Annotated in this window: 19 protein-coding genes, 1 tRNA gene and 2 rRNA genes; 13 read left to right on the top strand and 9 right to left on the bottom strand. The window is 46.0% G+C overall.

Annotated features, from left to right (window positions below):
- Window positions 1-73: 73 nt before the first annotated feature.
- The 3 genes from L0992_15570 (at window position 74) to L0992_15560 (ending at window position 3,332) form a co-directional block, all read left to right on the top strand.
- A 23S ribosomal RNA gene (locus tag L0992_15570) occupies window positions 74-2,965 on the top strand.
- 129 nt (window positions 2,966-3,094) lie between these two features.
- Window positions 3,095-3,210, top strand: a 5S ribosomal RNA gene (rrf, locus tag L0992_15565).
- 45 nt (window positions 3,211-3,255) lie between these two features.
- A tRNA-Asp gene (locus tag L0992_15560) sits at window positions 3,256-3,332 on the top strand.
- Window positions 3,333-4,562: 1,230 nt separating this feature from the next.
- Here L0992_15560 and L0992_15555 read toward each other — a convergent pair.
- From L0992_15555 to hemC, 5 genes are all read right to left on the bottom strand, one after another.
- On the bottom strand, window positions 4,563-5,576 hold the full coding sequence (locus tag L0992_15555; GenBank protein ID XGB67074.1) for an IS110 family transposase: 1,014 nt from the start codon (window positions 5,574-5,576) through the stop codon (window positions 4,563-4,565).
- A 113-nt stretch (window positions 5,577-5,689) separates the two neighbouring features.
- Window positions 5,690-6,871 carry a heme biosynthesis protein HemY gene (locus L0992_15550; protein ID XGB67073.1) on the bottom strand — a complete coding sequence of 394 codons (1,182 nt, stop codon included), beginning with the start codon at window positions 6,869-6,871 and terminating at the stop codon, window positions 5,690-5,692.
- Entirely contained in the window at window positions 6,871-8,097 is a 1,227-nt protein-coding gene (locus tag L0992_15545; protein ID XGB67072.1) for a uroporphyrinogen-III C-methyltransferase, read from the bottom strand. The genes L0992_15550 and L0992_15545 overlap by 1 nt, the downstream gene beginning before the upstream one ends.
- Before the next feature lie 19 nt (window positions 8,098-8,116).
- Window positions 8,117-8,845: a uroporphyrinogen-III synthase gene (locus L0992_15540; protein XGB67071.1), complete on the bottom strand. Its 729-nt coding sequence runs from the start codon at window positions 8,843-8,845 to the stop codon at window positions 8,117-8,119.
- Window positions 8,846-8,847: 2 nt separating this feature from the next.
- The gene (gene hemC / locus L0992_15535; GenBank protein XGB67070.1) at window positions 8,848-9,786 is read right to left on the bottom strand and encodes a hydroxymethylbilane synthase; all 939 of its coding nucleotides are present in this window, start codon (window positions 9,784-9,786) and stop codon (window positions 8,848-8,850) included.
- A 344-nt stretch (window positions 9,787-10,130) separates the two neighbouring features.
- Between hemC and L0992_15530 the strand changes: the two genes are divergently transcribed.
- Window positions 10,131-12,659, top strand: a complete 2,529-nt coding sequence (locus L0992_15530; protein XGB67069.1) for a class I adenylate cyclase — start codon at window positions 10,131-10,133, stop codon at window positions 12,657-12,659.
- A gap of 71 nt (window positions 12,660-12,730) precedes the next feature.
- Here the strand turns inward: L0992_15530 and cyaY are convergent, their stop codons facing one another.
- Window positions 12,731-13,045 (bottom strand): iron donor protein CyaY, encoded by a 315-nt coding sequence (gene cyaY / locus L0992_15525; GenBank protein XGB67068.1) that lies wholly within the window; start codon window positions 13,043-13,045, stop codon window positions 12,731-12,733.
- Here cyaY and L0992_15520 point away from each other — a divergent pair.
- The 8 genes from L0992_15520 to L0992_15485 all read left to right on the top strand — a co-directional run bounded on the left by L0992_15520 (window position 13,025) and on the right by L0992_15485 (window position 23,091).
- A complete protein-coding gene (locus L0992_15520) occupies window positions 13,025-13,237 on the top strand; it encodes a lipoprotein (protein ID XGB67067.1) in 213 nt (70 codons plus the stop codon). The two genes, cyaY and L0992_15520, sit on opposite strands and share 21 nt — an antisense overlap.
- A 41-nt stretch (window positions 13,238-13,278) precedes the next feature.
- Complete coding sequence (lysA, locus tag L0992_15515) at window positions 13,279-14,532, top strand: diaminopimelate decarboxylase (GenBank protein XGB67066.1); 1,254 nt, start codon at window positions 13,279-13,281, stop codon at window positions 14,530-14,532.
- 11 nt (window positions 14,533-14,543) lie between these two features.
- Window positions 14,544-15,374 carry a diaminopimelate epimerase gene (gene dapF / locus L0992_15510; protein XGB67065.1) on the top strand — a complete coding sequence of 277 codons (831 nt, stop codon included), beginning with the start codon at window positions 14,544-14,546 and terminating at the stop codon, window positions 15,372-15,374.
- A gap of 45 nt (window positions 15,375-15,419) precedes the next feature.
- Complete coding sequence (locus L0992_15505) at window positions 15,420-16,118, top strand: DUF484 family protein (GenBank protein XGB67064.1); 699 nt, start codon at window positions 15,420-15,422, stop codon at window positions 16,116-16,118.
- Entirely contained in the window at window positions 16,087-17,019 is a 933-nt protein-coding gene (gene xerC / locus L0992_15500) for a tyrosine recombinase XerC (protein ID XGB67063.1), read from the top strand. The genes L0992_15505 and xerC overlap by 32 nt, the downstream gene beginning before the upstream one ends.
- A 15-nt stretch (window positions 17,020-17,034) precedes the next feature.
- A complete protein-coding gene (gene yigB / locus L0992_15495; protein XGB67062.1) occupies window positions 17,035-17,751 on the top strand; it encodes a 5-amino-6-(5-phospho-D-ribitylamino)uracil phosphatase YigB in 717 nt (238 codons plus the stop codon).
- Window positions 17,752-17,919: 168 nt separating this feature from the next.
- Entirely contained in the window at window positions 17,920-20,418 is a 2,499-nt protein-coding gene (locus tag L0992_15490; protein XGB67061.1) for an EAL domain-containing protein, read from the top strand.
- Between the two features lie 192 nt (window positions 20,419-20,610).
- Complete coding sequence (locus L0992_15485; GenBank protein ID XGB67060.1) at window positions 20,611-23,091, top strand: EAL domain-containing protein; 2,481 nt, start codon at window positions 20,611-20,613, stop codon at window positions 23,089-23,091.
- Window positions 23,092-23,224: 133 nt separating this feature from the next.
- Here the strand turns inward: L0992_15485 and L0992_15480 are convergent, their stop codons facing one another.
- Window positions 23,225-23,821 (bottom strand): DTW domain-containing protein, encoded by a 597-nt coding sequence (locus L0992_15480; GenBank protein ID XGB67059.1) that lies wholly within the window; start codon window positions 23,819-23,821, stop codon window positions 23,225-23,227.
- A gap of 2 nt (window positions 23,822-23,823) precedes the next feature.
- Complete coding sequence (locus L0992_15475) at window positions 23,824-25,368, bottom strand: hypothetical protein (protein XGB67058.1); 1,545 nt, start codon at window positions 25,366-25,368, stop codon at window positions 23,824-23,826.
- Window positions 25,369-25,407: 39 nt separating this feature from the next.
- Between L0992_15475 and L0992_15470 the strand changes: the two genes are divergently transcribed.
- Window positions 25,408-25,875, top strand: a complete 468-nt coding sequence (locus L0992_15470; protein ID XGB67057.1) for an EVE domain-containing protein — start codon at window positions 25,408-25,410, stop codon at window positions 25,873-25,875.
- Between the two features lie 73 nt (window positions 25,876-25,948).
- On the opposite strand, the gene L0992_15465 is transcribed toward L0992_15470, so the two are convergent.
- A complete protein-coding gene (locus L0992_15465; protein XGB67056.1) occupies window positions 25,949-26,776 on the bottom strand; it encodes a Cof-type HAD-IIB family hydrolase in 828 nt (275 codons plus the stop codon).
- Between the last annotated feature and the right edge of the window lie 116 nt (window positions 26,777-26,892).

Raw genomic sequence — 26,892 nt, 5'->3', positions numbered from 1 at the left:
TGGTTAGTTGCCATACTAGTTTGTTTTCACTTTTCAAAAGTGAAAGTAAAACAGAGACCCTTTCGGGTTGTATGGTTAAGTGACTAAGCGTACACGGTGGATGCCTTGGCAGTCAGAGGCGATGAAAGGCGTAATAACTTGCGATAAGCCCAGATTAGGTAGTAATAACCTTTAAGTCTGGGATTCCTGAATGGGGAAACCCACTTACATAAGTAAGTATCCTGTTGTGAATACATAGCAACAGGAGGCAAACCGGGGGAACTGAAACATCTAAGTACCCCGAGGAAGAGAAATCAACCGAGATTCCGAAAGTAGCGGCGAGCGAAATTGGATTAGCCCTTAAGCTTTTAATGAGACAGATGAAGGCTCTGGAAAGTGCCGCAATAAAGGGTGATAGCCCCGTAATCGACATCTCATCATCAGTGAAAACGAGTAGGGCGGGACACGTGATATCCTGTCTGAATATGGGGGGACCATCCTCCAAGGCTAAATACTACTGACTGACCGATAGTGAACCAGTACCGTGAGGGAAAGGCGAAAAGAACCCCTGTGAGGGGAGTGAAATAGAACCTGAAACCGTGTACGTACAAGCAGTAGGAGCACCTTCGTGGTGTGACTGCGTACCTTTTGTATAATGGGTCAGCGACTTAATTTTAGTAGCAAGGTTAACCGTTTAGGGGAGCCGTAGGGAAACCGAGTCTTAACTGGGCGTACAGTTGCTAGGATTAGACCCGAAACCAGGTGATCTAGCCATGGGCAGGTTGAAGGTTGAGTAACATCAACTGGAGGACCGAACCGACTAATGTTGAAAAATTAGCGGATGACTTGTGGCTAGGGGTGAAAGGCCAATCAAACCTGGAGATAGCTGGTTCTCCCCGAAAGCTATTTAGGTAGCGCCTCGGACGAATACTACTGGGGGTAGAGCACTGTTAAGGCTAGGGGGTCATCCCGACTTACCAACCCTTTGCAAACTCCGAATACCAGTAAGTACTATCCGGGAGACACACGGCGGGTGCTAACGTCCGTCGTGGAGAGGGAAACAACCCAGACCGCCAGCTAAGGTCCCAAAGTATAGCTAAGTGGGAAACGATGTGGGAAGGCTCAGACAGCCAGGATGTTGGCTTAGAAGCAGCCATCATTTAAAGAAAGCGTAATAGCTCACTGGTCGAGTCGGCCTGCGCGGAAGATGTAACGGGGCTAAGCTATACACCGAAGCTGCGGCTACGTACCTTAGGGTGCGTGGGGTAGGGGAGCGTTCTGTAAGCCGTTGAAGGTGGTCTGTAAGGGCTGCTGGAGGTATCAGAAGTGCGAATGCTGACATGAGTAACGATAAAGGGAGTGAAAAACTCCCTCGCCGGAAGACCAAGGGTTCCTGTCCAACGTTAATCGGGGCAGGGTAAGTCGACTCCTAAGGCGAGGCCGAAAGGCGTAGTCGATGGGAAACGGGTTAATATTCCCGTACTTCTTACAATTGCGATGGGGGGACGGAGAAGGCTAGGTGGGCCTGGCGACGGTTGTCCAGGTTCAAGTATGTAGGCGGAAAGTTTAGGTAAATCCGGACTTTCTTAACGCTGAGATACGATGTCGAGCTACTACGGTAGTGAAGTCATTGATGCCATGCTTCCAGGAAAAGCCTCTAAGCTTCAGATTGTAAGGAATCGTACCCCAAACCGACACAGGTGGTCGGGTAGAGAATACCAAGGCGCTTGAGAGAACTCGGGTGAAGGAACTAGGCAAAATGGTACCGTAACTTCGGGAGAAGGTACGCTCTTATCAGTGAAGTCCCTTGCGGATGGAGCAGACGAGAGTCGCAGATACCAGGTGGCTGCAACTGTTTATTAAAAACACAGCACTGTGCAAAATCGTAAGATGACGTATACGGTGTGACGCCTGCCCGGTGCCGGAAGGTTAATTGATGGGGTTAGACTTCGGTCGAAGCTCTTGATCGAAGCCCCGGTAAACGGCGGCCGTAACTATAACGGTCCTAAGGTAGCGAAATTCCTTGTCGGGTAAGTTCCGACCTGCACGAATGGCGTAATGATGGCCACGCTGTCTCCACCCGAGACTCAGTGAAATTGAAATCGCTGTGAAGATGCAGTGTACCCGCGGCTAGACGGAAAGACCCCGTGAACCTTTACTACAGCTTGGCACTGAACATTGAACCTACATGTGTAGGATAGGTGGGAGACTATGAAACCGCGTCGCTAGATGTGGTGGAGTCGTCCTTGAAATACCACCCTTGTAGTTTTGATGTTCTAACGTTGGTCCCTGAATCGGGATTACGGACAGTGCCTGGTGGGTAGTTTGACTGGGGCGGTCTCCTCCCAAAGAGTAACGGAGGAGCACGAAGGTGGGCTAAACACGGTTGGACATCGTGTGGTTAGTGCAATGGCATAAGCCCGCTTGACTGCGAGAATGACAATTCGAGCAGGTGCGAAAGCAGGTCATAGTGATCCGGTGGTTCTGAATGGAAGGGCCATCGCTCAACGGATAAAAGGTACTCCGGGGATAACAGGCTGATACCGCCCAAGAGTTCATATCGACGGCGGTGTTTGGCACCTCGATGTCGGCTCATCACATCCTGGGGCTGAAGTCGGTCCCAAGGGTATGGCTGTTCGCCATTTAAAGTGGTACGCGAGCTGGGTTTAGAACGTCGTGAGACAGTTCGGTCCCTATCTGCCGTGGGCGTTGGAAAATTGAAGGGGGCTGCTCCTAGTACGAGAGGACCGGAGTGGACGAACCTCTGGTGTTCGGGTTGTCATGCCAATGGCATTGCCCGGTAGCTAAGTTCGGAATCGATAACCGCTGAAAGCATCTAAGCGGGAAGCGAGCCCTGAGATGAGTTTTCCCTGACGCTATAAGCGTCCTTAAGGGTTGTTCAAGACTAGAACGTTGATAGGCAGGGTGTGTAAGTGCTGCGAGGCATTGAGCTAACCTGTACTAATTGCCCGTGAGGCTTAACCATACAACACCCAAGGGGTTTTGTGGACTCAAAGACAGACCTTGAATGAGTTTGAAGAGACACTTTTAAATACAGTTTTCCAGATTATTTTGCCTTCAGTTTTTAAAAAACTGAAAGTAAAAGCAAAATTTGCTTGGCGACCATAGCATTGTGGACCCACCTGATTCCATGCCGAACTCAGAAGTGAAACACAATAGCGCCGATGGTAGTGTGGGGCTTCCCCATGTGAGAGTAGGACATCGCCAGGCTTTAAATTATGAACGACTTGTCAGCGACGACAAGTAGTCCACTGCGGAGTGGTAGTTCAGTTGGTTAGAATACCGGCCTGTCACGCCGGGGGTCGCGGGTTCGAGTCCCGTCCACTCCGCCACTTATTAGAAAAGCCCTGCTAGAAATAGCAGGGCTTTTTTACATTTGAATCATTGTATATTCCCTTCGGTCGAAAGAGTTCTAATCGTGTGCGATTCCGATGGAATACCAGACACTCCTATACTTATTAGAAAGCCTAGTCTCACGACTAGGCTTGCGTCGTTTCTGGTTATAGATAATTTGGTCTCTGGCCAATGAGTTCCGCTCGCCAGAGACCTCAGCCACAGCGCCACTTATTAAGAAGTCTCGCTAGAAAATAGCGGGACTTTTTTACGTATAAATAATGGTGTTTTGCCTTAGGTAGAAAGACTCCCACATATGGCATGTCAGTAACTCGCAGCCTCGATGTTTGCCCGGATGATGAAAGAGTTTTTATTGGGCTGCCTGCTTTCCGCTACTCTTCGACTCTATCTGTATTAGAAGGCTCTGCTCTCAATAGTGATATTTATGCCTGTAGGTTCTGATAATTTAGAGGGCGAATTGCGGATAAAGCCTAGTTGATAATAGTTGTATGGTGAGTATAGCTGTTGAGTGGTCTAGACTCCCTAGCATAAAGGAAGAGTTACTTGGTTGACTGGCTCTATAGTTGGAAATGGATCGTCGAATTCTGAGTTCACACCTAATCTAAAACCTTCTGAGGTATTTGATCTTTCTGTGGTATAGCGGTAGCCAGGCTAGATGTGGTACTGCGGATATTTGTCAGCTCTAATCACTTCTAAAGAGCTTATTTTCTATTTAAATACTCTCTTTAGAGTTCGAACTAAAGCCTCTCTAACTTCCACTGGAAGCCCTCAATGAATTATTTTATACAGCTCAACTCTGCTAGCTCTAAATTCACACTTAAAGCTGCTTAATCTATTGGATTCGCCCCTATGTTTGGTGTCTAGAGGTTGTTGGAGTTGGTGTAGTTCCTAGACAGATATTTAAGTTTGAATTGTAGCTAATGAAAGGTTGGGTTATTGGATGCTATCTTGGGGTAAATCGCAGATACAAAAATGTATGGTCCGCCCCGTTATTGCAACTACAATTAAGTAATAACGGAGTTGGTTTGCGCTAATGTATTCGGAGTCCTTGTTGGGAGCACTAGCTTCCCAGCTCCACGATGATATCCGCGCCAGATTATCCTTAAAAAGCCCAAAGCATTAATTGCTATTTTTTGTGTCAGGTTCTTAATCTGGCCGATTGACCGTTTTTGTCATCACGTTCATTGGCGTTGCAAACTTGGTTATAGCTAAACAGCCTTAAAAGCTTGGCGGTGGTATAACACCGCCCAAGCTATCCTCACTAGCTTGTTGGCTAATGCGACTACCACTACATTAAATGGTTTGGTGGCTCGTAGATTCACAAGCCACTCTCCAAACACTTTCCCTGTCGTCTCTAGTCTAGAGAGTACAGCCCTTGCCCCATGGATAAACAGAGTTCTGAGGTGTTTATTCCCTCGTTTACTCATACCAAGTAGCTTGGTCTTTCCTCCCGTTGAGAATTGCCTTGGCACAAGCCCCAACCAAGCCGCCATCTCACGGCCATTGGTAAAGTTACTCGGAGAGCTTACATCGGCAATACACAATGTGGAGGTAAGATCACCAATTCCAGGGATAGTTTTTAATAATTGAGCACTTTCGTTATTATTAACAATAGTTTGAAGCTTGTTATCTTGAGTTTTGATTTGTTCATTAAGGTACTTGTAATGTTCGTGAATAGATATCAATTCACATAGCAAGCTTTTTGGTAATGAGACGGTTTGTTCTGCTAACCATTGAAACAGAGACTTCATCTTTGCATGCCCTTTGGGAAAGCTAAGGCCGAACTCAAGTAAGATCGCGCCGATCCGCGACATAGTGGCGGTTCTCTCCTTGATATAACTATCTCTGACTCGATGAATCGCTGCGATGACTTGAGCCTCTTCACTTTTTACAGCTACAAACCTCATGGTCGGTCGACCCGCAGCCTCTGCGATCGCTGAAGCATCGATGAAATCGTTTTTATTGCCTTTGACATAAGGTTTAACATACTGAGGAGGAATAAGTCGGGGTTGATGTCCAAACTCACTACACTTTCGAGCAAGCCAATGAGCACCGCCACAAGCTTCGAAAGCAATGGTTGTTGGTTCTATTTTACTAAGAAAGATTAAGAGTTGAGTGCGATTAAATTTACGACGCAGCACCTCCACGCCACAACGGTTATGTGCGATAGCATGGAAGCAATGTTTACCTAGGTCGATACCTAAAATATGAATAGAAGACATATGGTTCACCTCATTCTGAGAGCCTACTCTAAGCTTAAGGGCTTGAGAGTGAGGCGGACCATATAATTAAGCCGATGCTTGGCATCGGCTTCATGTTAAGTAAGTGTATTTTCTTAAGCTGGTTGAACTAAAGCGAGTGCTTTACGAGATACCTCGTGAGCCGCTTTGGTTAGGTTCTGCTTCTCTAATGCATCAGATAGGTATCCGTAATCTGAAACATTAGAGCGAAGTGCTAGTGCTTTTTCGAAGTGGCTTTGCGCTTCTGCCCATTTTTGCTCTCTTAGGTAGAACTGAGCCAATGCACTGTGTGCTTCTGCATTGTTGCTATCTTTACTGATTGCGCGCTCTAGCATCACAACTACTGGGTGGTGATCGGCTAGATTAAGTTCAGGAAGCAACATGTAGAGTTCGTTTGAACCATTCTTCGCAATGTTCTCTTTAATCACAGTGAAGGCTTCTGAATCTGCTTTACGTGCGATCAGCTGCTTCACAAAGCACGATACAAGGTGTGAACTTTGCTTCTGTTTTCTTGGAAGCTTATTCCAGTGACTGATTAAACCTTCGCTGCCTTGTTGCTGTGCGACGTCGTGAAGCAAACCGCATTGTGCTTTCTGCTCAAGTTCACGCTGCTCATCTGCTGTTAGGAGCTTGTTCTTAGCAAGTTTTGGCGTCAACTCTAACAATGGCTGCCATAACTTAAGTTGCATGTAGGTCGCTTTTAGCAATCCAAGCACTGCAGTGTTGTTCGGGTGTGAACCTTTAAGATTTGAAAGCGTATCGAAAGCGGCTTCGTAGTTTGATTCGCTGATTTGTTGCTTAGCCTTGGTTAGTTCAACGGCCAATAGAGAGTCGTCTTGCTGGCTAGCAAGCTTGATGTACTTATCGCGCTCAGCAGTATTACCTTGCTCATGTGCCGCTTGTGACGCCACTAAGTAACAAAGTAGAGGCATGTCATGGTGATTCGCCCAGCGAGTTACTTTCTTCTCTGCACCTTTCCAATCACCCTCAAGAAGCTTGATGATGCCTTCATTGGTATAACGACGAGAGCGTTTTAGTTTACGAACGCTGAACCAGTTCCAAGTTGTTGAGCTCGCGTAAATAAGCTTCTTAAATAGGTACTCTAAGCCAAACAGTGCGGCCAAAAGGGCAATCACAAAGATAGCCATTGTTGTCACACTCATCTCAATTGTCTTATTGGCAATTGAGATCAGCACATAACCTTGTTGACCTGAGAACTGAGTGCCGACAAACAGGCCCGCACCGAGTACAAGGAAAAGAAAAATCAAACGAATCATTATTTCTCCTCCGTGGTCATTACCGTTACCTCACGGCGTAGACGTTCGCGAATCACATCTGACAACTCATTTTGAGACTCAAGTTTTACAGGGTATTTCACAGAAATATTCTGCTCACTTAACTGTTTAATCGCCTTTTCGAACTCGATTACTGAGTTGTTATCTTGGTTTAGGTACGACTTCGACCACTCGTTAGCTGTCTTAAGAGCTGCACTATAGACTTCGTCTTGCTCTTTGTAGACCGCGCGAATTGCTGTCTCTAGCTTGCCTTTGATGTTTTCTCGCAAGTAGAAGTGCTGTTCTGGTGATAGTAGTGGGATAACCTCACCATCACGACTACGGAAAGTGATGAAGTTTTCTGAGAAGTCTTTCATCGACGTCATTAAGTTGTTCTGCCAATCATTGATGTCTTGCGATACCGCTTGTTTCTCAACTACTGCAGCTTCTGGAAGAATAGCGTTAGCTAGAGGCAGATTATCGACTTGTTGTTGAAGGCTGGTGATACGCAGAACTAAACCATCGCGGTCAATCAGAGGGATAGTGCGAAGCTTAGTAATGTCATTGGTCATGGATTGACGTAGAGATACCAAGCTTGGGTCGTTCAGTGCTGCGATACGCTGATCGGCACTTTCCATTAGTTTGGTTGCGCTAACCGCATCATGCTCAAGGAATAGTTTACGGCCAGCAAGTTTTACAAGGTAATCGGCTTCGGCAAGTAACCAGTCATTCGGGCGACGGCCTTTAACGTCAGCAACGGCTAACTGCAGGCTTTGAATGCTTTTCTGTTGTTGGGATTGAACTACCTGAGTTTTTTCCACCGCATGTGATGCTTCTTGGATGGTCTCTTGCTTGATGGTTTGTAGGTCTTTGTTTACTGCAGATTGGGTATTTTGTAGTTGTGCTTGAAGCGCTGCGATTTGAGCTGAGTAATCGGAGCTCTTTTGTTGCATTTGAAAGGCAATGCCACCGCTGAAAATAATAGAAATAGCAATCGCAATTGCGCCTAGTTTGACACCGCGCTTACCTTGCTTTTCCGCTTTCTCTATTTGCTCTTTATGTTCAGCTTGAGACTGTTCATTTTGAGTGGTACTTGATGCAGAGGCATCAAGTTTTTGTTCGGGCTGTTTTGTCTCTGTAGATTCAGCTTTTTCGTTTTCAACAACTACTGGCTGAGTATCTTGTTTCTTTTCAGGTTCAATATGCTCATTATTTTTTTTGCTTGTCATGCTTATTTCCTGTTTCTAGCTAAGGCCGGAGAGCAGCCAGTAATATTTGGTTCGTAGCACTTTGAGTATTAATCACATTGGAGAACCCGAGCTGTTGTGCTCGTTCTGCTATGCGCTGACTTGGGACAAATAGTTGTCTTGTTGAAAGCCAAGCCAAATACTCGTCAGGGGTTATTGAGCAGAGATACTCCAATTGTTCCTGACTAGTGATGACAACTTTTGATGTATTTTGGTTTACCCATGTTTGATAGGTATTGTGGTCGCTAATGGGAATATATTCTCTACGGTAGGTCTCACAATAAGAGACTTGTGCACCTCGATTGAGTAAAGAATCTCTAATGAGCTCACGCCCACCATTACCACGTAGTATCAAAATGGATTTATTATCGACACCATTAAGTTCAGTAAGTTTAAGAAGATGTTCACTATCACTAACTTGAGGATAGTTTACTTTTTGTTTACAGACTTTGCTTAAAACGTGCGCAGTTTTTTGACCAACGCCAAGATAAAGCGGCGAAGTAGGCCAAATAGATGAGGTTTTGGAAAGGATGCTTTGGGCAGCGGTCACAGCATGATGACTGACTGCAATTATGATATCGCTGTTATTGAGCTGAGTGCTTAAATCCGCAGAGTCTGGATTATCAACGATACGAATAAGCGGATGATGGATTGCTTGAACCCCTTCATCCGCTAGTTGTTGGCAAAGCGATTGTCCCTCTGAGCCGGGACGAGTTACCAACACTGTCATGATTATTCTTGGTCTGCGTAAAGCTTGGTTAAGATTTCTCTCGCACCGTCATCCAGCAATTGATTAGCCAGAGTCACGCCAAGTGCTTCAGCATCTTTACGAGGGCCAGAGATCTCACCGCGAACCATCTTAGAACCATCAGGTTCACCAACAAGTGCGCGCAGCCAGATGTTGTCGCCATCTAACAGTGAGTAGCTACCGATAGGTACCTGACAACCGCCTTCTAGAGTTAGGTTCATTGCACGTTCGCAAAGCACGCGATCGGCTGTGTCTGGGTGGTTCAGTGGCTCAAGAAGCTTAATCAAACGCTCATCATCAAGACGACATTCAATGCCCACAGCACCTTGACCGACAGCAGGCAGAGACTGTTCTGGTTCGATAAAGCTACGGATACGCTCTTCAAGTTTTAGGCGCTTAAGACCAGCTGCCGCTAGGACGATAGCATCGTATTGGCCGTCATCGAGTTTACCTAGACGAGTACCCACGTTGCCACGCAGTTCCTTGATGATTAAATCAGGGCGGTATTCTAATAGCTGACATTGACGACGTAAGCTACATGTTCCTACGACAGCACCTTGTGGTAGCTCATCAATGTTGTTGTAAGTGTTTGATACGAATGCATCACGTGGGTCTTCACGTTCACAGACCGTTACCAGACCTAAACCTTCAGGGAAGTCGACAGGTACATCTTTCATTGAGTGAACCGCAAGGTCAGCACGACCTTCTAGCATTGCCACTTCGAGTTCTTTAACGAACAGTCCTTTACCGCCAACTTTAGCAAGTGGTGTGTCTAGGATTATGTCACCTTTGGTCACCATAGTTACCAACTCAACCTCTAAACCAGGGTGAGCAGCTTGCAGTGCATCCCTTACAAAGTATGCCTGCCAAAGGGCAAGAGGGCTTTTTCTGGTTGCGATACGGATTGGTGCTGAATTTGTCATGGTGTTTCCGATATAGGTTCTGTAATAGCCTAATCCTACCATTGTGAGGCGAAAATTCTTACTGTTTGATCATTCCATGCTTTGATAGCTGAGAGATTTTCATGAGTTCACCAAAATAGTGTGATTAGTATCTCATTTGAAACATGGGCTATTATTAGAAATAGTCAATAAAGAGGACACTACGGCGCCGTGAGTTTAACTTTCTGTCATTAAGGAATTGGCCAGTATGACGGGTTCCTTTACTTTACCATTAGGGGTAAAAGTGTTAAATTGATCACGTTTTGTTGCTGCTTTCGTTCAGTAACTAAACAGAAGTGCATTTAATCTCAAACCAAGGACTTACCTTGCAGGCTTACACTCAGACTTTGATTCAACGATTAGACAATCTAAATCAGCAGCGCATTGATCGTGCGTTGGTGTTGATGAATGTCCAAGGCCAGCGAGTTTTTAACCTAATCCCCGCACTTCTTCATTTCAATCATCCAATGATGCCTGGTTACTATGACCAACAAGTTCCTTTTGGAATTCGTAGCTTCACGCTTAATGAATTCCAAAAGCAATTTGTGTCTGATACAGAATTAACGCTTGGCGGAACACTTACCGAGGCTGCTGAACCTGCAATCCTTGGTCTTTACACCATGGGTAGTACCTCTTCAATTGGTCAAAGCACCTCAAGTGATCTAGATATCTGGGTATGTGTTTCTTCTGATATGGATGGCCCGGCGCGTGATAGCTTGACGAACAAGTGCCTGCTGATTACCGACTGGGCTGAAACCTTAGGTGTTGAAGCTAACTTTTTCTTGATGGATGAACAGCGTTTCCGATCGAACCATTCTGAAGAGATGACTGGTGATAACTGTGGATCTTCACAGCACTTGTTGTTGCTTGATGAGTTCTATCGTTCGGCTGTTCGTTTAGCCGGCCAACGCTTGTTATGGCAAATCATTCCGCCAGAAATGGAAGAGTGTTATGACCAATACGTTCAAGGCTTATGTCAGGATGGTTATCTTGATTGTTTGCAGTGGATCGATTTCGGCAAGCTGAATCGCATTCCTGCGGAAGAGTACTTCGGTTCTAACCTATGGCAGCTTTATAAGAGTATCGACTCACCGTATAAGTCGGTGTTAAAGGCGATCCTGTTAGAAGCTTATTCATGGGAATACCCAAACACCCAACTATTGAGTATCGATACCAAGCGCCGCTTCTTTGCGGATGAACCTGATCTGTATGGCATGGATAGCTACTATCTGATGCTAGAGAAGGTAACTCGCTACCTAGAGCGTATTAACGACCACACTCGTTTGGACTTGGTGAGACGCTGTTTCTACCTTAAGACCCACGAGAAGTTGTCCCGTGAAGCTGGTATCGGCTCTGTTGCATGGCGTCGTGAAGCCCTAACCGAGATGACTAAGTCATGGAACTGGGGACAGGAAACCATTGCTGAACTCGACAACCGCCGTAACTGGAAGGTTGAACAGGTGAAAGTGGTGCACCATGCGCTGCTTGATGCCTTGATGCTGAGCTATCGTAACCTGATTCAATTTGCACGTCGTAACGACATCACTTCGGCAATTAGCCCACAAGATATCAGTATTTTGGCACGTAAGCTTTATGCTGCGTTTGAGGTGTTGCCGGGCAAAGTGACGTTATTGAACCCGCAAATTTCTCCGGATCTGCATGAACCTGACTTGAGCTTTATTGAGGTTCGCCAAGGGCAATCCAATAAAGCGGGTTGGTACTTATACAAGCAGCCGCTGATTGCGCACCGCATTCTTGGTCAACCTTCACTTGAGCACCATGAGTACTTGAGTAAGCTGGTTGCTTGGTCATTCTTTAATGGTTTGATTACTGAATCGACACGTTTGCATTCTGTGGTTCGTGACGCCCACATTGATATCGATAAGTTCTATCAAATGGTGAGCGACCTTCGTAATACCTTCTCTTTACGTAAGCGCCGACCAAGTATGCAGGCACTGGCGAGCCCATGTGAGATTAGCCAGCTGGCGATGTTCATCAACTTTGAAAACGACCCAACTTCTGAGTTGAGTGGTCGTGCCTTGAAGGTTGATCTGAAGAATGCCGATATCTTCAGTTTTGGTGAAGAAGGCAAGAGCTTAGTCGGCAGTGTCGATCTGGTTTACCGTAACTCTTGGCATGAAGTGCGTACGCTGCATTTCCAAGGTGATACGGCAATGCTAGACGCGCTTAAAACAGTTCTTGGCAAAATGCACCAAGATGCGTTGCCGCCAGAGTCGGTTGATGTGTTCTGTTACAGCAAAAACCTGCGCGGTGTAATGCGTAACATGGTGTACCAGCTGCTTGCTGAGTGTATCGAATTACGCTTAAAACCGATTGAACCAGAGAAACGCCGTCGATTTAAGGCTATTCGCTTAGCTAACAAGATGTTTGGTCTGTTCTTCGAGCGCCGTGGTGTGTCGGTACAGATGTTGGAAAACTCGGTCGATTTCTACCGTAGTATCTCAACTAATAAGTTGAAGGGTTCGCCTTTGCTGATGCTCGACAAAGAGCAAGAGTACCAATTGCCAGAAGTGGTGGATGGTTTTGCGAGTGAGGGCTTAATTCAGTTCTTCTTTGAAGATACCGACAAAGGTTTCAATATTTATGTATTGGACGAGTCGAATCAGGTTGAGGTGTATCATCAGTACAGCGGTGAAAAAGATGAGATGATCGCGAGCGTTAACTCTTTCTACACGTCGGTAAAAGATGAGTCGAAGATGTCGTCTAAGTTGATTAACTTTAACTTACCTCAGTACTATCAAATCGTTCATCCAGAAGAGGGCAATTCTTACGTTGTGCCTTACCGTAACGATGCGACGTTAGCTTCTCGGAGTTCAAAGATAGTTAACATCTAGGCTTATTAAGACTGATTGATATTAAAAAAGGAGTGATTGATTCACTCCTTTTTAGTTTTGCTTACAAATGATTAGACCCAATCGATCTCTTCACCTGCGTGCTTAACGCATTCTTCTTTCACCATCTCGAACAGCTCCATGCCCGTCTTAGAACATGTCCACTTGTCATCGATTAATTTAAAGTGGAAGCCACCAGATTTAGACGCCAACCAGATTTCTTTCATTGGTTCTTGGCGGTTAATGATGATTTGGCTGCGGTTCTCAAACTCCAGCGTCATCACGTTACCAGTCACTTCGTAATCAATATCTGCCTCTGATTCATCGATAGCTTCTTCGATGTTTTGCATCTGTATATCGACCAGCTGATGAAATTCAGTCTCGTTCATCCTTTCTATCCTATTGCTTTTCCTGAGTGTGGTGCGATTATAGGGGGCATTGAGTTAATAATCACGATATGCAAAATGAAAAAATTAATTACCGCTCTGTTTATGGTGTCCGTTATTGGACTTTCTGGTTGTGGTCAAACGGGTCCGTTATACGATCCTGATGAAGTTCAGCAGACTGAACAATCACAATAAGTGAAACACGCAGAAATCGTTATTTATAAGGGATAAGAACTTTGGATTACTTCAACTATCAGGAAGATGGCCAGCTTTGGGCTGAGGACGTCGCACTTTCACAACTAGCAGAGCAATATGGTACACCGCTGTATGTATATTCTCGTGCAACCTTAGAACGCCACTGGAATGCGTTTGATTCATCGGTTGGTGAGCATCCACACTTGGTGTGTTATGCCGTTAAAGCTAACTCGAACCTTGGCGTATTGAACACTTTGGCTCGTTTGGGCTCAGGCTTTGACATCGTTTCTGGCGGTGAGCTAGAGCGTGTGGTTGCTGCAGGTGGCGATCCGGCGAAAGTTGTGTTCTCTGGTGTCGGCAAAACAGCCGCTGAAATGAAGCGTGCGCTTGAGTTGAACATTAAGTGTTTCAACGTAGAGTCTGAACCAGAACTAGAGCGACTGAATAAAGTGGCTGGTGAGCTTGGTGTTAAAGCGCCGATTTCACTGCGTATCAACCCAGATGTTGATGCAAACACTCACCCTTACATCTCTACAGGTCTGCGTGATAATAAGTTTGGTATTGCTTTCGACCGTGCTCCAGCTGTTTATGCGTTTGCACAAACACTTGATAACTTGTCTATCCACGGTATTGATTGCCACATCGGTTCTCAGCTAACGGATATTGAACCTTTCATCGATGCAACCGATCGTCTGCTTGCTCTTATCGACCAGCTGCGTGCTAACGGTATTAACATCAAACACCTTGATGTCGGTGGTGGCTTAGGTGTGGTTTATCGTGATGAATTACCACCACAGCCTTCTGACTACGCGAAAGCCTTATTGGCTCGCCTAGACAATCATTCTGATCTAGAGCTGATTTTCGAGCCTGGAAGAGCGATTGCTGCTAACGCTGGTGTATTATTAACGAAAGTCGAGTTCCTGAAGCCAACTGAGCATAAGAACTTTGCCATCATCGATGCCGCGATGAACGACCTAATGCGTCCAGCGCTTTACCAAGCGTGGCAAGACATTGTCCCAGTAAGCCCGCGTCAGGGTGAAGCCGTGACTTACGATTTGGTTGGCCCTATCTGTGAGACAGGTGACTTCCTAGGTAAAGACCGTGACCTTGTTCTTGAAGAAGGCGATTTACTGGCAGTTCGTTCTGCGGGTGCTTATGGCTTCGCGATGTCATCTAACTACAACACTCGTTCGCGTGCGGCTGAAGTGATGGTTGATGGCGATAAAACTCACTTGGTTCGTCAGCGTGAAGAGCTTACGAGTCTGTGGGAACTTGAAAACATTCTTCCGGAGTAATTTTAAGCGTTATGCACTTCCACTTTTCTAAAATGCATGGTTTGGGCAATGATTTCATGGTCGTGGACTGCATTACTCAAAATATTTTCTTTTCTCCAGATTTGATCCGTCGTTTGGCGGATCGTCACACTGGTGTGGGCTTTGACCAGCTACTTGTGGTTGAGGCTCCCTATGATCCAGAAACTGACTTCCATTACCGCATATTCAATGCGGATGGCAGTGAAGTGGAGCAGTGTGGTAATGGCGCGCGTTGTTTTGCACGATTCGTTCGCATGAAAGGCTTAACGAATAAATACAGCATCAACGTGAGCACCAAGAAAGGCAAAATGGTTCTTAAGATTGAAGAGAATGACCTGATAACAGTCAACATGGGCATTCCTGAGTTCGAACCAGGCAAAATTCCATTCAAGGCCAAGCAGCCAGAGAAGACGTATATCCTGAGAACGGATGTACACACCTTGTTCTGTGGTGCGGTGAGCATGGGTAATCCGCATGTGGTGACTGTTGTTGATGACGTCGACACAGCGGATGTAGATACCTTAGGTCCACTTCTTGAATCACATGAACGTTTCCCGGAGCGTGTTAATGCTGGCTTTATGCAGGTGGTTAACCGTGAAGAGGTTCGCTTACGTGTTTACGAACGTGGTGCAGGCGAAACTCAAGCGTGTGGCAGCGGTGCATGTGGCGCGGTTGCGGTAGGTATTACTCAAGGTTTACTGGCTGAGAATGTGAAAGTTCGTCTACCTGGTGGTGACTTGCACATCAGTTGGCAAGGTCCGGGTAAACCTCTGTTTATGACCGGCCCTGCAACGCATGTGTTTGATGGTCAACTTTCTTGCTAATAACGATTTATAACCAATAGATTCATAAAACATAAAGGATAGGTTTTGTCTTACGTTGAAGCCGACGCACTCACCGCAGAAGTGGTCGCGGAATATTTACGTGATAACCCAGATTTTTTCCAAGACAGAAAAGATTTGGTTGATCGCCTTGCTATTAATAACGTTGAGCAGGGTGCTGTTTCTCTGGTTGAGATTCAACTTAAACGCCAACGTCATCGAATCGAAGATCTCGAAGAAGAGATCACTGGCTTGATGTCGCTGGCGGCGAATAACGATAAAACCTTTTATGAGTTTATGGATCTGCAAGCTCAAGTGCTGAAATGCAGCGACTTCATGCAGGTGATTAAGGCCGTTGAACAGAAAGCATTAGACCTTGGGCTTAAAGCGCATGTTCGAATTCTTTCTCAATCGGGTTTTTATCAACTGAGTGCCGAGGGTTATTCGAAGTTTTCGCTTAACCATTTTAATGGCAAAGATGCTTATCTAGGACGCCTGAGAAAAGCCGACAGACACGATTTGTTTGGTGATTTTCAGGTTCCAGAGCTAGGCTCTTATGTAGTACTTCCACTTGCTAAGCAGTCTCCATTGGGGTTGCTCGCTTTCTCTAGTGAAGATGGCGGACATTTCCAACCTCATATGGATACGCTCTTTTTACGTCATTTGGCGCTTGTTGTTGCTCACTTGGCGGACACCTTACCTTGGCAGATAAATAATGAGCCTAGAGCCCAAAATACCTCTTCCTAACAGCCTTCAAAAGCCACTTTCTCGCTTCTATGAATATCTCAGAAGCGAGAAGGGACTCAGCCTACACACCCAACGTAATTACCGACAACAACTTGAAACTATGGCCGCTCATTTAGTCACTCTTGGACTAAAAGATTGGGGTCAAGTTGATGCTGCGTGGGTAAGACAGCTTGCCAGTAAAGGCATGCGTGAGGGGATGAAAGCGAGCAGCATTGCAACGCGTTTGTCTTCACTACGCAGTTTTTTTGATTTCCTTGTGTTGCGTGGCGAAATGACTGCCAACCCTGCGAAAGGGGTCTCGGCACCTCGAAAACAACGCCCTCTGCCTAAAAACCTCGATGTCGATGAAGTCGGTCAACTGCTTGATGTGAATGAGGACGATCCACTGTCGATTCGTGACCGAGCGATGATGGAAGTGATGTACGGCGCTGGTTTGCGACTGGCAGAACTGGTCGGTATCAACCTTAAAGATGTGTTGGGGCGTCAAGGCGAGATCCGAGTGATTGGTAAGGGCGACAAAGAACGCAAGGCGCCGTTTTCTGGTTTAGCCAAAGAGTGGGTCGATAAATGGCTCAAGGTCCGCGGAGAATTGGCTTCGCCGGGCGAAACTGCACTGTTTGTTTCTAAACTGGGGACACGCATCTCTCATCGTAGTGTGCAAAAGCGTATGGAAGAGTGGGGTAAGAAGCAGGCTGTGGCGAGCCATATTAGCCCGCACAAACTACGTCACTCGTTTGCTACGCATGTACTTGAGTCGAGCCAAAACCTTCGTGCTGTTCAAGAGTTATTAGGGCACGAAAACATCTCGACCACACAAGTGTATACCCACTTGGATTTCCAGCACTTAGCGCAAGCTTATGATCAGGCTCATCCGAGAGCTCGTAAGAAGAACAAAGATTAGATTAAAGGTTTTACTATGCGAATTTATCGAGGCTTAAAGCCCATCAAAGCTATGACCTTTGACTTGGATGACACCTTGTACGACAACTGGCCTGTGATCATGAAAGTTGAAAAAGAGATGGCGCAGTGGCTTTATCAAAAGCACCCTGTGTCGGCTTCTTTATCACTCGAAGAGTGGCAGGGCATTAAGCAGCAGGTCGCCACTGAAAATCCAATGTTAAAGCACGATGTCACCGTGTGGCGTGAGACTCAGATAAAGGTCGGTTTACTGCAATTGGGTTATTCACAGCAGCAAGCTGAACAGGCGGCTCGTGAAGGTATCGAGCATGCTTTATGGCTGCGTAATCAAGTCGACGTTCCTCAAGAAACACATCGAGTGATGGCAGAGCTTAGCCAACGCATTCCTTTGGTTGCGATTACCAATGGCAATGTAGACCCGCATAAAATTGGCTTAGGACAGTACTTCCAATTAATCCTTAAAGCTGGCCCTGATGGCAGAGCCAAACCCTACCCAGATATGTTTGATAAAGCGCAGCAATACCTAGGTTTTGATGCGAATAATATTCTTCATGTGGGTGATCACCTGCGAACTGATGTCTACGGAGCCAAGAAAAACGGCTTCCAAGCATGCTGGTTTAATGACACTGGTTCCAATTTATACCTCTCTTCGAAGGCGAGTGTGCTTCCTGATGTTGAAATAGAGCAACTCAGCGATCTTATGCGACTAATTTAATGGCTACTGTAAGCTTATTGTGTCGCATTTATGATAGTGAATTGTTACATTAGTCGCCAATAAAAGCCTGTTTAGGCTAGGATAATTGGCGACTACTTTTTATCGATTCATTCAGTCATAGCAGTGGTTGCGGGTTCTCACTTCACTCGATTTTGAACAAGGGTTGGCATGCAAACATTTACATTTCTCGCAAATACTGAGGAGTTATTTAAATCTCAATTTGATCTGCGAGAGTGGTGTGACAGCAAACAGTACCTTATTCAAATTTTCTCCGCTCAATCCTCTGATATAGCTCGTCGAATCGCGAATGTTGCCCTCAATCGTTTAAACAGCGCGATGTTAATCGGGCAGAGTGCTCGTCATGTTATCTGTAATAACTGTCTTGAGAGTGCATGCACATTAGTCATTATCAGTGAGTTCAACGAAACTCATTTAACCTCAGCGGTTCAGCCTTTTACGGGCAACCCAAATCAAGACAGCCAAGCGCTTGCTTCTCAGCTAGGCCTAACCAAAGACACCAAAACGGTTATCAGTCTGTGTGATCAGGTAGAAGGTCGTGATTATCCTATCTATAGTGCCTTCGAAAACTTGCCTTATGCGTTACCGGTGGCTGGTGGACTGTGTCATGAGAACGAGTTTGGCCGTTGGGTTATGCATAACGAGCAAACTTACCAACATGCTTGTGTTGCGGTGGCTTTGGCTAACCCAAGGTTGAAGGTGTGGTCAGATGCGTACTCTGAGTGGAATCCAATTGGGATGAAGCTGCGCGTGACTCACGCGGTGGGGAATCGCCTGTATGCGCTAAACGACAAGCCTGCGATTGAGGTGTTCAAACATTACCTCGCTGATGGCAAAGATCTCCCTTTCAGCCAGCTGATGAGCTTCCCGCTGTATCGAGAACTTGGCCGAAAGAAGGGTATCTCGACACCTCTTCGTATCAACGATGACGGCAGTATTGAGTTTGATAGCCCTTGGCAAGTCGGAGAAGAGGCGCAGTTTTGCTATAACCATCCTTCTTTGACCGCGGAAAAAGTGCGTCACGGAGCGGAGATGCTTGCCATGCATCAGCCTGAATCTGTGATCATTTATAACTGTGTCTCTCGCCTTGAGTTTATCGACAGTAAGGTCGAGCTGAAACCATTTGAAGGGATTGTGAACACGTGCGGTGCTTACTGCATGGGTGAGCTATACCGCAATGAAGATCGCCAAGAGATCTTGCACCACAGTCTCACCTATATTGCGATGAGAGAGTCGGACGAGATTAATGAATTTCGTTGCGAAGATTTTAAGTGTGATTCAACGGTATCACCGCTGCTCAATCTCGTAAGAAATGCAGTGGCCGATCTCGATAGCATGAATACTCAAATGGAAAAGAAACTCCATCAACAAGCTCGCCGTTTAACCGAGAGCTACCGTATTGATTCCCGTACTGGGTTACCGAATCGAATCGTATTGAAAGAGCGCCTTAATACGATTCTGTTCAGTGAACATCTGCTGACCTTAAAGCTAACTAACTTCCATCAGGTTAACGAGAAATATGGTTATCAAGTGGGGGATCAACTGCTACTCGATCTGTCTAATCACTTTATCGAGCGATTACAGCTTCGTGTGGTTAAAGAGCCTAAGGTCAAGGTAGAGCTGTTCAGTATTGGTGTTGGTGAGTGGGCGATCATCTTTAACGCAAGTGTTGATAGCTCTAAGATAAAAGAGCGTTTCGTTGAGTTTGCGGATGACATCGAACACATTAACTTTGAGCCTTATGGCTTAACTGATATTGATTATCTGTCGGTTTCATTGTGCGGTGGTTTTGCCAGTCGCTGTGATTTCTTAACCGACAGCGGTGATGAGATCTTATTGAAAGCGATTGAAGCTCGACGCTATGGGGTGCGAAATAACACCCACATCACCAATGCCAAAGACATTCAGGTGAGTGAAGAAGACCGGAAAGAGCAACTCGGTTGGTTGAGCTGTGTAAGCCGCGCGATCTTAGATCAGAATATCATCACTTACTCACAACCTATCGTGGCATCAGGCACCCATGAAATGATTGGACAAGAGTGCTTGGTCAGAATCATGGAGTCAGACGGGACGATAGTGCCGCCAGGTAAGTTCCTACCTATGATTGCCGACACGCACCTCTACACTCGTCTTAGCCGACACATGATTAAGAACACTATAGGTTATATGGCGGACAAGCAGAGCTCGTTTTCCATCAACCTATCACCACAAGATTTACTGAGCGACAAAACGCTCGAGGTTCTTGAGACTGCAATTAGTGGGATGAACGATCCCACTCGACTGGGTCTAGAGGTGCTTGAGTCTGAACAGATTCGAGATTATGGCCGCATGATTGAGGTGTGTGACCACTTCCGTTCGTTAGGTGCAAGAATCATTGTGGATGACTTCGGCTCTGGCTATTCCAATATTGATGAAATTATTAAGCTAGAGCCTCAGATCATTAAGCTCGACGGCAGTTTGATTCGCAACATCGACAAAGACCAAAAGCAAAGAAATATCGCCTCTCAGCTGGTGCGCTTGTGCCAAGTGTTCAATGCCAAAACGGTTGCTGAGTTTGTCCATAACCAACAGGTTTGTGAGATAGCAGAGCAGATGGGTGTCGATTACCTGCAAGGTTATTACTTTGGTGAGCCTAAGCGACTGTTTTAGTTGTTAAAGCTTTCACTATTCTAGAACTACTGGATACAAAAGCGCTCAGACGCCATTAATGACTGGTTTTTTGTTGAATGAGTGATGTCTAACTAACCTCACATTATTCGTAAGACGATCGTAAATATTCCGTGCAAGCCTTATCTATAATAAGCACAATAACAAATCATTAACGCAACGATTAATGTGAATATGCAGTCGACCTCTCTCCTGATACAAGACATAGAACAAACCCAACGTGAATTGGAAAAGATAGATTTTCATCAACATGAAAAGCTACTGATTCAGGTGTTTTCGTCTTTCGAGAAAGGTGCGGTTTTGGCTGCCTGCCAAGTGATTCAATCGACTTTTCCTAATGCCAAACTGATTGGTTGTAGTGCTAACCACTACATCAGCCAAGGTGTCATTCTCCATCAAGGTCTGTACCTCATTGTCACTCGCTTTGAGGCGACGTCTTACACCTGTGGCGTTGTCGAATACAGCGAAGACCCACAAGCTGATAGCCAAGCGATGTGGCAGCAGCTTGAATGTCATGAGGGTACTCAAAGCGTCATCTGCTTTGCTGATCGCTTGCAGATAAATGACCGAGCACTGTTTGCCGCATTTGAGCAATCGAGATATTCATTACCTATCTGTGGCGGCGCATCGACCATCACAGATAATGGCCGGTGGGTGATGCTTGATGGTATCTGCTATGAAAATGCTTATGTAATGGTGGCGCTACACAGCGTTGAACTGGCCATTACCAAAGGGTATTACACTGAGTGGAATCCAATTGGACGAACCTTTCGAGTCACAGGGGCTCGAGGTAACCGATTAGCGGAATTGGATGGTATGCCGGTTCGCGATCTCTATAACCGTTACTTGGCCGATGGTCTTGAAGTGCCTTTTGAGCAACTGCATAACTTTCCCTTAATGGTGGGTGACCCCAAAGCGCAGAACATTCATTTGCCTCTCAAGGTACTGGAGTGTGGAGACATAGAATTCAGCGGTCAGTTCCAAGTAGGTGAAGAGGTTAGATTCTGTTATGACCATCCTTCGCTGACCTTGGAACAAATTCGACTTGGCGTTCAACAAATAGCTTCCCATAAGCCAGAGCAGTTCTTCATTTATAACTGTACTTCTCGCATCGATTTTATTGATGGCAACCAAGAGGTGGAGGTTTTCCAGAAACTGGCCGACACCTATGGCGTGTACTGCATGGGAGAGCTCTTTCAAGAGAGTGACCAACAACGAATTTTGCACCATAGCTTGACGTATCTTGCACTCAGGGAGGGTGAAGGCAAAGCTGTGCAACCATTAGAAACACAACCCGCGACCAATATCTCTCCTCTGTTTTCACTAATTCGTAATGCTTTGCTCGATGTCGATGACATGAACAACAGCATGGCCAGCAAGATTCAACAACAAGCCACTGCATTAACAGCAAGCTACCGAATTGATCGCCGTACAGGTTTACCCAATCGAAGTGTATTGCGGGAGAAGCTGTCGAAGATGAGTGGGGATAGTCACTTGTTGGCTTTGAAGGTGACGACATTTGGTCAGATCAATGAGAAGTATGGCTATCGCGTCGGTGACAAGCTGCTGCATGATTTGAGTGAGTACTTTCAAAAAGCACTGTGGCAATTCTTTGATAAAGGGTGCCAGCTTTATAGCATCGGTATTGGCGAGTGGGCGGTGGTGTTTGATAGCTGGGCAAGGCAAGAACATATCCATCAACGTTTCTCTGAATTTGCCGATCAAACCGAGCATGTGAACTTCGAGCCTACTGGTTTACCCGATATTGATTACCTGTCGGTGTCTATCTGTGCAGGTGTTGCGAGTCGTCGAGATTTCCCTGATACCTCGATAGATGACTTATTGTTGAAGGCGATTGAAGCGCGTCGCAGTGCTGTCAGTCAGAACAAACATTTAGTGAGTGCCAAGGCGCTAATTCAACTAGAAAAACATCGCCAAGAACAATTGGGTTGGTTGTCGTGTGTCAGTCGTGCAGTGCTCAATCAAAACATTGTCGCGTGTTCTCAGCCAATAGTCTCGGCACACAGTCATCAGGTAGAGAGCTATGAATGCTTGGTTCGAATCGAAGAAGACGGTCAGTTGATTGCTCCGGGTAAGTTCTTACCCATCATTGAAGGGACTCACCTCTATACTCGCTTAAGCCGCCAGATGATAACGCGTACCTTTGATTTTATGAGTCAGCGAACCGATTCGTTCTCAATCAACTTGGCGCCACAAGATTTCAACAATGAGAAAACCATTCTTCATCTTGAGCAAGCGATCAAGAAAATCAGTCACCCACAACGCATCGGTTTAGAGGTATTGGAAACGGAGCAAATTCAAGACTACGGTCGCTTGATTGAGGTGTGTAACCATTTCCGTGACCTTGGCGTGAATATTATTGTGGATGATTTTGGCTCAGGTTATTCGAACATTGATGAGATATTGAAGTTAGAGCCACAAGTGATCAAGCTAGATGGCAGCCTGATTCGAAATATCGACCAAGATAAGAAGCAGCGAAAGATAGCTCAGCAGTTGGTGAGTCTATGTCAGATTCTGAATGCTAAGACGGTGGCGGAGTTTGTTCATAACGAGAAAATATGTCGAATCGCAGAGGATATGGGTGTTGATTACCTGCAAGGCTATTATTTTGGAGAACCCAAACGCCTATTTTGATGGGATGGGTTATGTGCTGATCGTTTCACGTGAAACACTAGCCTGTTCAATGGATTAAATTTAGATATAAAAAGGGTGAGCTTATGGCTCACCCTTTTTGTTATCGCAATTTATCTTAAGCATCAGTACTTCGCTATTTTAGCGCGTGACCACTCTTGTCGGCTTGGAATACCTTGAGATAGTGCTGATAGTAATCGTTAATCAATCTCGCGGGTTCCTCTTCACCTAATGCTTTGAGTAGTTCGACACCCACCTCGCACGTGCACAGGTGACCACTGTCTTGGTTACGGCGCAAGGTATACGAAGACTCACTGGTAATATCGAGATGAACCTGCGGAATAGATTGTAACCACGGGCTCTTGTTGAGCATCTTCTTCGCTTCTTGCCATGTGCCATCCAAGATAATGAATAACGGTTCTCGGTCATTAGCTTTGTTCAATACTGCTTGCTGACATTCCATACTTTCATCACTTGGGAACAACAGAAAAGGCTGTCGCGTGTCATCTTCAAGTAATGTCATCAACTCGGCTGGTGGCATTTTTCGTTGCCACACGAACGACTCGCATTGTTCAAGCGATTGTTGAAGCAGCTTTCCTGTATTGGTGTCGCGTAACAATTCATTATCGTGAGTGAGCAACACAACATGGGTTTGGCTGCCAGTACTCGGTATTCGATGACAAATACATTGATGAGTGAAGCCACAACCACTGCAAGCTTGTTGATTACTCATGTTTACAGCTTAACTCCGCTTTGTGCTGGTGAGATACCATCAGCAAACAGAACTACGTCGCTGATGTCAGCGTCATTTGCAACCGGTGCGACACTTGGGTTGAGTGGGTAGCTAACACCAGTGTAAGACAGTACATGTTTCGCAGGTGTTGCTCCGCCGCCACTGACATTGAAGATAAGATCCTGCCAGCCATGATTTTGCGACTTACCTAAGCGTATATCGCCCTTAACCAATGTCACTCGACTATTGAAGCGCCAGTTGTCTTGGTGGTTTTCAAAGATAAGCAGTGTACAGCCACCAGAGCCACACCAGTCGAGTTGAGCAAACAGCTCTTCTTTGCCATCACCGTTAAGATCGTAGGTCAGCCAGCGGTACTTGGTATCGTCTGGTGAGCTGTTGTTGATCTTAAAATACTCGCGGATCGCTTGGTCGACTTTTGGATCAAGTTGATCACTCGAGTTAACCTGCTTTGCAGTTAGATCTACGGCCGTGGTTGTGTTCACTTGCGCCTGTTTACTCTTGGCCTCAAATAGCACTAGACCGCCATTGGCAATCGGATAGACAACGTTGCCCACTTTCTCTTTCTCAGCGACCAGCTTACCGTTATCGAGTGTGAAGATACGCTCTGAGATCAGGTATTGCTGCTGGTGGCGAGTCATCACAACTTGAACCTGATTTTGGTTGAGTTGCTGCCAGAAGCCTTGTTCAACAATCGAAGGGTCACCGTTGCTGTACGAGTAAGTCGTGATCGCGCTGTGGTCATCGTTGAGCTCTAGGTTGATAGAGAATCCAGAGTTTTGTGTTGAGCTTGCGAAGTAGAGTCCGCTCCAGTCCAGCGTAGGATCTTGGTTAGATACTGTTGCACAGCCGTTGTACTTGCTGTCATTAAGGTTGAGTTTCGCTTCCCAGCCATAGATAGAGTCGCTCATGCCGTCGCTACAGCTTTCTTTGATCAGGTTGAGTTCGCCTTGCGTTGATTGACCTTCTAGTTGGTAATCACGAGTGCTTGGAGTAGTGCGGCTGGATTCGATATTGAGGCGCTGAGGCTCTTCACCCATCTTGGTGTATTTCAGTTGGTCTTTATCAAAGGTCGCTGACCAGAAGGGTTCATTACCGAACACACGAGTAGAACGCAAGGGTTGGTCACAACGATCAGGGTTCTCTGCAGTGAGGATATTCAATTGGTCAACCACGAAGCGCGCGGTGAAGTCGGCATTGTATCCAGTTTGGCTTGGTACCGTTAGGTGACCGATGAGCTCACCATACAAGGCTTGATAAGGTCTGGTTGCTAAGCCTTGAGCCTCGAGTGCTAGCTCAGGAGATAAGTCTAACCAGTATTGTTGCTGGCTACCACAAGGGGTGAAGGTTCGGCTTTCATGGCCAACCACAACCTGACCACGCATGATGAAGGTTTGCGGTTGAATGCTTAGGGGCTCATCTAAGGTTGCTGGTGGAACTTCAGGTTGTTGCGGCGTATCTGGCGCCGTTACACAACCTTGTAGCGCGAATGCGACTAGCCATGTCACTGGGTTTTTCATTACCTTCATGTTATATCTTCCTCGGAGCAACCGTTAATTGGATTTATTATGGCATATTGGTTATTTAAAACAGAACCCGACACCTTTTCTATTCAGACTCTTAGAGTACAAAAAACCTCTTGTTGGGAGGGTGTACGCAACTATCAGGCTCGAAACATGATGCGTGATGACGTCAAGCTTGGAGACTTGGTGATGATATACCACTCATCATGTAAAAAAGTTGGTGTAGCGGGGATCGCAAAAGTAACCAGAGAAGCCTACCCAGATCATTTTCAATTCGATCCTGAGAGTGATTACTACGATCCTAAGTCTTCACCTGACAACCCACGTTGGATTATGGTGGATGTCGAGTTTGTACGAGTGACTGAGCGTTTGATTCCCTTAGCAACATTGAAAGCCATGCCAGAACTATCAGAAATGCCGTTGGTGAAACGCGGTAATCGCTTGTCCATCATGCCTGTGACTGAACAGGAGTGGCAGGCCATCTTAAGCAAAGAAGTACTCGGTTCTCGCTAACCTTAGAGGAAGCTTTTGGCGTAAGGTTCAAAAAAGGCAGCCATTGGCTGCCTTTATGTTTTATTGGGACTGCTTAGAGTAGGTGTTTTTCTAAGTAGTGAGCAACGGCGTCGTCTGCGTTGCTGCCAATCACTTCATTGTCTGGCAGAGCTTTCATCACTTTCTCGTGTGATGTGCCCATGATCAGGCCTTTACCCGCCATTGCTAGCATCTCAGCATCATTCATACCATCACCAAAGGCAATGCAGTTATCAAGAGTCAGGTTCAGTGACTTCGCAACCGCGTCTAAGGCGTGGCCTTTCGATACTTCTGCTGCCATCACTTCTAGACACCAAGGCGTAGAGAAAGCGATGTTCAGTTTGTCGCCAAACGTATCTCTTAGCTTTTGTTCAAACGTCACTAGGTATTCATGGTCTTGCTCTGGGTGTGTGAAGAAGACTTTCGCAATGCCATCACTCGGCGCGTTGTCAGCTTCAAAGCGCTTGTAGCTAAAGCCAGATTCACTGTGGAATTTAGCCAGCATTTCATCTTCACGATCCAGTAACCAATCTTCATTTTGGTACATGTGAATGAAGATGTTTGGATCTTGGCGAACCACATCAATAACAGGCTGAACTAAATCCTGAGGCACGTTCTGGCTATACATTAGCTGATCATTTTGGTCGTGTACGCGCGCACCGTTTGAAGTGATCATGTAGGCCGGAATCCCAGCTATCTCACGAATACCCGCAACATCGACATGGTGGCGACCCGTCGCGAAGATAAAGGTGTAACCTTGGTCGTGTAACTTCTTGAGTGTCAGCTTGGTAAAATCGCTTAACTGATGGTTGGGAGCCAGAAGCGTACCATCTAAATCAGAGGCAACGATTTTCACGGAATCTTTAAGTGCAGGAATAGTCATTTAACCCTCATTGCAAAATGCTTAACCAATATCGACACCAGCTAATGCTAGCGCCCTTTGAAATACAATATCTCTATCTAGAAATTGTATGCCAAATTCACGCAAGAAAAGAGGGC

Source organism: Vibrio pomeroyi (assembly GCA_041879425.1).
Lineage (GTDB): Bacteria > Pseudomonadota > Gammaproteobacteria > Enterobacterales > Vibrionaceae > Vibrio > Vibrio pomeroyi_A.
This window is presented reverse-complemented; position numbering and strand designations above follow the sequence as displayed.

Bases quoted from the DNA above. Each gene is read 5' to 3' on its own strand.
- hemC (XGB67070.1), bottom strand. From the start codon at position 9,786: ATGACAAATTCAGCACCAATCCGTATCGCAACCAGAAAAAGCCCTCTT.
- cyaY (XGB67068.1), bottom strand. From the start codon at position 13,045: ATGAACGAGACTGAATTTCATCAGCTGGTCGATATACAGATGCAAAAC.
- L0992_15480 (XGB67059.1), bottom strand. From the start codon at position 23,821: ATGAGTAATCAACAAGCTTGCAGTGGTTGTGGCTTCACTCATCAATGT.
- L0992_15465 (XGB67056.1), bottom strand. From the start codon at position 26,776: ATGACTATTCCTGCACTTAAAGATTCCGTGAAAATCGTTGCCTCTGAT.
- L0992_15470 (XGB67057.1), top strand. From the start codon at position 25,408: ATGGCATATTGGTTATTTAAAACAGAACCCGACACCTTTTCTATTCAG.
- L0992_15520 (XGB67067.1), top strand. From the start codon at position 13,025: ATGAAATTCAGTCTCGTTCATCCTTTCTATCCTATTGCTTTTCCTGAG.
- L0992_15485 (XGB67060.1), top strand. From the start codon at position 20,611: ATGCAGTCGACCTCTCTCCTGATACAAGACATAGAACAAACCCAACGT.
- L0992_15540 (XGB67071.1), bottom strand. From the start codon at position 8,845: ATGACAGTGTTGGTAACTCGTCCCGGCTCAGAGGGACAATCGCTTTGC.
- dapF (XGB67065.1), top strand. From the start codon at position 14,544: ATGCACTTCCACTTTTCTAAAATGCATGGTTTGGGCAATGATTTCATG.
- L0992_15545 (XGB67072.1), bottom strand. From the start codon at position 8,097: ATGACAAGCAAAAAAAATAATGAGCATATTGAACCTGAAAAGAAACAA.
- L0992_15555 (XGB67074.1), bottom strand. From the start codon at position 5,576: ATGTCTTCTATTCATATTTTAGGTATCGACCTAGGTAAACATTGCTTC.
- L0992_15475 (XGB67058.1), bottom strand. From the start codon at position 25,368: ATGAAGGTAATGAAAAACCCAGTGACATGGCTAGTCGCATTCGCGCTA.
- L0992_15490 (XGB67061.1), top strand. From the start codon at position 17,920: ATGCAAACATTTACATTTCTCGCAAATACTGAGGAGTTATTTAAATCT.
- yigB (XGB67062.1), top strand. From the start codon at position 17,035: ATGCGAATTTATCGAGGCTTAAAGCCCATCAAAGCTATGACCTTTGAC.
- L0992_15550 (XGB67073.1), bottom strand. From the start codon at position 6,871: ATGATTCGTTTGATTTTTCTTTTCCTTGTACTCGGTGCGGGCCTGTTT.
- xerC (XGB67063.1), top strand. From the start codon at position 16,087: ATGAGCCTAGAGCCCAAAATACCTCTTCCTAACAGCCTTCAAAAGCCA.